A 5,368-nucleotide genomic window follows, 5' to 3' on the forward strand; every position below is an offset into this window, starting at 1 on the left:
CAATATTTTGCAGCACTCGCTTGAGTTGTTTCGGTGATTGATTCACCCATTGTTTTATTTGTTCTTGCTGCTCAAGGGTAAACGTGGATTTACGACCTCGCCCTGCTCGGTCACATAATCCCACCAACTTGAGCCTTTCCCAAGCCACAAACCAGTTATGAATCGTTTTGCGACTCACCCCAAAAATTTGCATCAGTTGCGCTATCCTTATCCCTTGAGCGCTCAAAAGAATACAGTGTGCTCGTTGACGGATTGCAAAGCGGTGACTTTGACGATAGATTCTCCACAGTAGCTTTGTCGTTTCAGGGGAAAGTGGAGCAATTAATCTCACAGTAATTAGATCACAATTAAGTAATCCTTAGAATCTTCCCATTACTATGAATATGTGTAAATAATTCTGCATATCTACTTACTAAAAAAGGTACAATCTTTGCTACGCAAAGATTGTACCTTTTTTAGAGTTAGAAGAATCTAGGCGACTTCTTCAACTTCATCGATCGCAAAGTTGTTGGTTGCGATGTTGGAGTAGTTTACGCTGTCGAAACGAACGATCACTGGGTAGATGATGCCGCTTTTGTCAACAGAAGCCACAGTACCGACTTCGCGATACCAGTAGGACTCTTTACGCAAAATGCGAACCTTAGAACCACGTGCAACTGCCATAGTTTTATCCTTATTCCTAAAGACTGTAATGTGAAAAATAAAATGATTACAGATACCGTCTCTAGGTTACTGCGAGGCGATCGCCTCTGTCTATTTCTAGCTCGTTAAGTTTTATTTAGCAAAAGGATATTTACAACTTGAAAATATAAAGCCCAAAAAACTGTACCGCCCGCTACGCGGGCGGTACAGTTTTTTGGGTTGGCTTAGTTACTTAACGCACAACTACAGGCGTTCCCACAGCAGCCCATCGATAAAGCCATGCCGCATGATCGGGGGCGACGTTAGTACAGCCGTGACTGATGGGTATCCCAAAGCTACGATGCCAATATGCCCCATGAATGGCATAGTTGCCACTGTAGTACATCACATGGGGAACGTCTGGCACGTTATAGTCCTCACCTTGCATTCTTCCCGTAGGGTATTTAACCTGAACATTAAAAAGCCCTGTAGGAGTCGGCGTAGCACTTTTGCCTGTCGAGACGACCACCGCATAAACGAGTTGATTTCCTTGCCACGCCAATAATCGCTGACTCCGCAGACGAATTTCGATCCAGCGTTGTCCCGATCGCTTTAGCCTTTCAATATCTTGATTACGGACAGAGCGAGATGTGGATTGAGCGATCGCCCCATCTAAATTAATTAAGTTAACTCCGCCACCCAGTCCCGTTAGAAATAAAGCGGTAACTAAAACAGTAGATATAGTTTTCCAGTACTTAATCATGTTGATCGCAAGGTTGCATATCAACAAGTATGCCCAAAATTTACTTGAAATCCGCCAAAAGGCTGAAGATACTAGAAAGGTTTCGCTTTGCGAAACCTTTCTTAAAGAACAAGTTATTTATTGTAAAAATAGGCAATGTCTTTGTCCTTAAGTGGGGCAAAGCCTGCATCCAGCAACTTTTGATTAAGTACATCTTTAGCGATGTGTTTTGCGCCAATACGGACAATGCGCGATCTCATGGTGTTAGTGACACCACTACGCTGACGATTGCCTTCAAGCGCCATTACGCTGCTATAGAGATCGAGTTTTTTAGGATCGATTGGTGTGCCATCAAAGTCGATTCCTTGGGCGATCGCCACATCAATCGCATCAGCACCAGTGGTTGTAGAATTGTCGGACATAAATAAAAACCAAATACTTGTTGAGAATGGCGCAAAGCGCCACTCTCAACAAACTACCACTGAACGCGATACATCGAAAATAGCAACCCGTCTTTTTTGGCAGTAATTTTGCCACCCATCGACTGCATAAGCTCCGTAACTTCACTAAGCGGTGTCAGAAATACCTCTGCGCCTAAATAGGTTTCTAGAATCGCCCAATTTTCGGCAAATTCCAAATCAGGTGCGATCGCATCAAAGATCAATACCCCATTCGGTTTTAATACCCGCTTAGCCTCTCGCAAAACCAATTTCAAATACTCAAGCGGGTAATAGCAACTAAACCCAGTCGCGATCACGCGATCAAAAAATCCATTCTCGTAACTTAACTGATGTGCTGCCCCATGCTTCACGCCCTTAAATAATTTGGAATTAAGTTGTGAACCTCTCGAATTGAGTGCTTCCTTAGCCACAAAGCTAATTTCTTGCCCGTAAAAAAATACTTCCCAGTCGCGCCAAGGATAAATCAAAAAGCTGACCCCACAGCCAATATCTAAGCAACGTTGATTTTTTTGAAAATGCGCTAATTCCCAAAATGGCGAAGCAATCTTGCTAGATAAAGTATGACTTACCCACTCCCGAAAAAGCGGCATCGACTCCACCTCTGCGGGCAAATCAAATGCTTCATTGCGATATTCGCGATCGTATCGTTTCTGCACTGTAGCGATCGCAGATGTCCAGTCGTCAGATTGCGAAGTAAATGCTTTATTCATTATTAAGGTCTATAAAAAATTAATACCTGCTTGTTTCTTGATCGCTTTCAACGTACCTATTGGAATCATTTTGCTGCTATGAACAGGAACAATAACAGTCCGCCTAGTATCAGGATTAAATAACTTGAGATGAGAGCCATTTTGAGACACTTCTAAAAATCCTGCTGATTTTAAGTTGTTTAATAACTTGACTAGCAGTTAATCGCGGTGATTTAGGCATAAAAATTTAAAGAGCTAACTCAACTATTTCAGAGCTTGGCTTTTTAACTAATAAATGATCAGGTAATGGCTCTAGCATTAGAAAAATAGCATCTTTAAGATTAGATATTGCTTCTTCACGACTATCTCCATAGGAAGATACAAAATTTAACTCTGGGCAAGTTGCCGAATAAGATTGCACTTCCTCATCCCATTCTAAAATCGCACGAACTATCATAAATTTATTTCAAAACTCAATATTTTCGTATAGATCTGCCAAGCTAACTTCAACATCAATCGATGACAGCATAAACCGATCATCTAAATGGTAATACTCGATAAACAACCATTGATGTTCCGATTGCTTAATATAACGCTCTATATGGGGTTTTACCTGATCAATTAACAAATATTCCTGAAAGCTAGAACAGGTTGATTAGATTCGCTTATCAAAAACTCTGGATTAAACTGCTTGTTGTTTTTGAGCTTTGAGGTAGGCAAAGACCGACTTGTCACCAATATCAGGTGGAATTTCTTGAGTCACTTTACGGATTGCAAAGATTACAAACAAAACAGCCCAAGAGCCTAATAGTACTTTCTCGATCGCTACAGGCAAAATATTCGCCAAATGACCAAGAATTAGCAGAGGCAATAGGGGTACTAAAAACTTGGTTTCAAAGCGATTAAAACAGAAAGTCTCCTTAAAAAAAATTCCTGTGAGCGCAGCAAAACTAAAACCCACTCCAATTAACGCGATTGGATGATCGTAAATTGCGATCGCTAAAGGTTCAGAAAAGTAAAGTGCTACACCCACCGCAGCGATCGTTCCGATCGCCCAAAAGATCTGCAAAACCCGATGGAGCAACTCCAGATAAATATGAATCGTCCATAGGGCAACACCTAACCCGACTGAAAACCCGATATACAGCCAAGTCAACCAATTTAGGATGTCAGGATTAGTAGGTTGTAATAGTGCTAAAAGCGAACCTACGCTAAAACATAGAGCAGCGATCGCTAAAGCACTGCGGTACATAATTACCCCAAAGCGATCGTCTTTCGTAATCGTAAACTCACCAAACTGACCTTGATAAATTTCAGATGTGATTTCCACAAACTTCTCCGCCAATGACTATTACTAAAAGTATAGATGACCCCAACCTGACACTGTATCTAAGTACCTCGGCATAATTAAAAACCCATAGCTAAAATAAGTACCGCCCGCTGCGCGGGCAGTACTTATTTTGGGGTTTTATATTTAATTGTGCCTAGTTACTTACAGCAGTTTCACTGAAGTGTAAACTGCCATAACTAAAGACAATTCTGGGGCTATATTCCCGAAAGCGTAGTCACGCTTTCGGGAATTAAAACCAAATCCAGTAAGGATTTTAGATTATTAAAATGACATGATCATTTCGATAATTGGTATTACAGCACTATAAAAACTACAGCCCCAGAATTGGATTCATTATGAAACTTGATGTTATCTCTTGTTAATGATTGCCAAAATTACCATAATGCTTTACTATCTTGCAGTCAAAATCGACAAAATTCGGATGACGCTGTACCGAAAACCAAGTAGGCAGCAGAGGAACTTTATTATGCGTATTTATTACCTAGCTGGCGTGATTCTTAGCGTTACTACAATCCTTAGTGCTTGCGGTGAGGGTACACCAGTCAAATGTACGATCAGCACGACACGAGAGACCAGACAAGGCGTTGTTAAAGAAGCTATGTTTGCTCCTGGTACTGATTGCGAGCAAATGAGAGGACTTGCAGAATCGGGGCAGCCATTGCCAACTCTTGCTGGGAGTGCACCTATAAGTACTGCCCCCAAGGTTGTTGCAACTACCGCTGCTCCGACTTTTAACACTCCATTTGTTGCTGGGCAAAAAACACAGGATCTGATTACCATTACTGATAAACAGGCTAGAGTTCAGGAACTAGAGCAGAAAATTGGCGTTGACTCCAAACAATCTCGCGATCCTTTCACTAGTACTGTGATTAATCCAGTGCCAAGGTTAGAAACATTGTTGGCAAAGCCCAAAGTACTACCTAACCTTCGTGCTGCTGTAGTTGTGAGAACATCTAACCGCCCGAATAAAGTAGTCTTGCCCCCTGACACCAGAGCCGCTGATGGTACAAAAGTTACAGGCACTGTTGAAGTTTCAGGTACGATCTACGCAATTATTAGTGCTTTTGGCGAGCCAACATCTCGCTATGTTAGGGCTGGTCAAATGATTTCTAACGGGAGAGTATTGGTTAAGCGAATTGATACCAATGCAGAGCCACCAATTGTTGTACTACAGCAAAATGGAGTCGAGGTATTACGTGCTGTAGGTGCTCCTGTTGTTAGTTCTGCAAATCCCGATCAACCTGCTGACTCCGCTGTTGCTGCTCCTGCTCCTGCAAATCCTCAACCTACAACTGCTCCATTTACTCTATTACCTCCTGCCCGATAATATACCTGTCTCCAAAGTTATTAGGTATAACCCCAAGAAGTGAATAGCGGTGCTTCACGACGCTATTCACTTCTCTTACGGCGACAGCAACATAGCAATCCTCAGTGAGTTATAACTAAGGGAACTCTAAGAAAAAAACGATCCATATAAAACCCAAAAATGTTGAGGCGGGCTACG

Annotated in this window: 9 protein-coding genes; 1 reads left to right on the forward strand and 8 read right to left on the reverse strand. The window is 41.9% G+C overall.

The genetic code is table 11. The features are described 5' to 3' along the window. The 8 genes from APA_RS25705 to APA_RS06405 form a co-directional block, all read right to left on the reverse strand. A partial coding sequence (locus APA_RS25705; RefSeq protein WP_201321415.1) for a helix-turn-helix domain-containing protein occupies positions 1-331 on the reverse strand: 331 nt, incomplete at its 3' end. A gap of 140 nt (positions 332-471) precedes the next feature. Next, complete coding sequence (locus APA_RS06375; RefSeq protein ID WP_009626231.1) at positions 472-663, reverse strand: photosystem I reaction center subunit IV; 192 nt, start codon at positions 661-663, stop codon at positions 472-474. Positions 664-874: 211 nt separating this feature from the next. Beyond that, complete coding sequence (locus tag APA_RS06380; RefSeq protein ID WP_201321470.1) at positions 875-1,384, reverse strand: L,D-transpeptidase; 510 nt, start codon at positions 1,382-1,384, stop codon at positions 875-877. Positions 1,385-1,497: 113 nt separating this feature from the next. Then, the gene (locus APA_RS06385; protein ID WP_201321471.1) at positions 1,498-1,785 is read right to left on the reverse strand and encodes a DUF4090 family protein; all 288 of its coding nucleotides are present in this window, start codon (positions 1,783-1,785) and stop codon (positions 1,498-1,500) included. 53 nt (positions 1,786-1,838) lie between these two features. Beyond that, complete coding sequence (locus APA_RS06390) at positions 1,839-2,534, reverse strand: class I SAM-dependent methyltransferase (RefSeq protein ID WP_201321472.1); 696 nt, start codon at positions 2,532-2,534, stop codon at positions 1,839-1,841. A gap of 9 nt (positions 2,535-2,543) precedes the next feature. Beyond that, on the reverse strand, positions 2,544-2,684 hold the full coding sequence (locus tag APA_RS06395; protein WP_236579426.1) for a type II toxin-antitoxin system HicA family toxin: 141 nt from the start codon (positions 2,682-2,684) through the stop codon (positions 2,544-2,546). A gap of 76 nt (positions 2,685-2,760) precedes the next feature. After that, entirely contained in the window at positions 2,761-2,970 is a 210-nt protein-coding gene (locus APA_RS06400) for a type II toxin-antitoxin system HicB family antitoxin (RefSeq protein ID WP_201321473.1), read from the reverse strand. Between the two features lie 225 nt (positions 2,971-3,195). Beyond that, complete coding sequence (locus APA_RS06405; protein WP_236579427.1) at positions 3,196-3,843, reverse strand: DUF2301 domain-containing membrane protein; 648 nt, start codon at positions 3,841-3,843, stop codon at positions 3,196-3,198. A gap of 487 nt (positions 3,844-4,330) precedes the next feature. On the opposite strand from APA_RS06405, the gene APA_RS06410 reads away from it, so the two are divergent. Further along, on the forward strand, positions 4,331-5,191 hold the full coding sequence (locus tag APA_RS06410) for a hypothetical protein (RefSeq protein ID WP_201321475.1): 861 nt from the start codon (positions 4,331-4,333) through the stop codon (positions 5,189-5,191). Positions 5,192-5,368: the final 177 nt, after the last annotated feature.

The organism is Pseudanabaena sp. lw0831 (assembly GCF_016584665.1).
In the GTDB taxonomy this organism is placed as follows: Bacteria; Cyanobacteriota; Cyanobacteriia; order Pseudanabaenales; family Pseudanabaenaceae; genus Pseudanabaena.

Excerpts from the sequence above, each read along its gene's own strand:
- APA_RS06375 (WP_009626231.1), bottom strand. The coding sequence starts at position 663 with ATGGCAGTTGCACGTGGTTCTAAGGTTCGCATTTTGCGTAAAGAGTCC.
- APA_RS06380 (WP_201321470.1), bottom strand. The coding sequence starts at position 1,384 with ATGATTAAGTACTGGAAAACTATATCTACTGTTTTAGTTACCGCTTTA.
- APA_RS06385 (WP_201321471.1), bottom strand. The coding sequence starts at position 1,785 with ATGTCCGACAATTCTACAACCACTGGTGCTGATGCGATTGATGTGGCG.
- APA_RS06390 (WP_201321472.1), bottom strand. The coding sequence starts at position 2,534 with ATGAATAAAGCATTTACTTCGCAATCTGACGACTGGACATCTGCGATC.
- APA_RS06400 (WP_201321473.1), bottom strand. The coding sequence starts at position 2,970 with ATGATAGTTCGTGCGATTTTAGAATGGGATGAGGAAGTGCAATCTTAT.
- APA_RS06410 (WP_201321475.1), top strand. The coding sequence starts at position 4,331 with ATGCGTATTTATTACCTAGCTGGCGTGATTCTTAGCGTTACTACAATC.